This is a genomic window from Pseudoblastomonas marina (assembly GCF_014641655.1).
Lineage (GTDB): Bacteria > Pseudomonadota > Alphaproteobacteria > Sphingomonadales > Sphingomonadaceae > Alteriqipengyuania_A > Alteriqipengyuania_A marina.
Genome location: NZ_BMID01000008.1, coordinates 377 through 1,397, shown reverse-complemented (window position 1 = coordinate 1,397; position 1,021 = coordinate 377). Strand labels below are relative to the sequence as shown.

At 33.2% G+C, this 1,021-nt stretch carries 1 protein-coding gene; it reads right to left on the bottom strand.

Features of this window, described 5'->3' with window-relative positions; genetic code table 11:
* The coding region (locus IEW49_RS13320) for a hypothetical protein (protein WP_229658235.1) at positions 1 to 329 on the bottom strand (329 nt) is incomplete at its 3' end.
* Positions 330 to 1,021: the final 692 nt, after the last annotated feature.

The window sequence follows — 1,021 nt, the reverse complement described above, 5'->3', positions numbered from 1 at the left end:
CTACGCACCATTGAGCGTGTTCTTGTTTTACGATAACCTCGGGATCTAGGACCTTGATCTGTTTGTGTTGTTTCATCCTCTGAATCTGTTTCTGGTGCTAATCGGTCTTGATTAGGACCTGAGCTTGCACCTGAATTTCCTTTTGCAGATGGAGGTGAATCTGAACCTCCTGATGCACCTGAGTCTGAACCTTTTTTATATAAAGTTAAAGGTCCACGTGGAGATGGTGTTTTTTTTTCACAAGACTCACCACCTACACCCGCAGGTAATTCAAAATCACTATAATATAGTTCTCCAAAAATTCTAGCTAAACTACCAAATAGGTACATCAAGGTTCAAAGATGAAGATCTAAAAATATTGAAGAAGCTTTAGGAGCTTCTACTCCTAAATTGGACGCTTCTACTCCTAAATTGGACTCTACTCAAATCATATTAAATAATCTTAAGCCAAAAAAAGGGAAATTTTTTACCAAATTTTGAGTAAAAAATACCAGAGTTCATATCTCCTGATCATAACAAATATATATACCTTTAACTATTAACATAGTAGGTAGAGCAAAAAAAATAAATATTTTAAACTTCTTAATCATATTCATTCAGATGGCTTTAGATATTTCAGTAATACGAGATTTAGAAGGTCAGTTCCAAATAGATGCTTGTAAATTTGAGGTCACAAAAAGGTGAGGTTTTGGTGGTGTTAAAGTTAGTTTATGAGTTAAAAATTGGATGAAAGTTAAAAGTTCAAGAAAATTAATTTTGCCTCCCACTGATTTCTTTTTGTTCCCCATATGATGATAATCTAAAAAATGATAAAAAAAATGATGAAGATTGTAATGGAAGACTCACGAATGAATGAGGTTTAGGTGGGCTACTTATAGATCATTCTAAACTAGGATAACTTCTATTTAAAAGAGCACGTAAACTATCAGTATAGAATTGTGGGATTGATCATGGATATCTACCTGCGTATTCTCCTTGAACTAGTTGTATATACACAATATATAAGAATAATCAAGAAGCT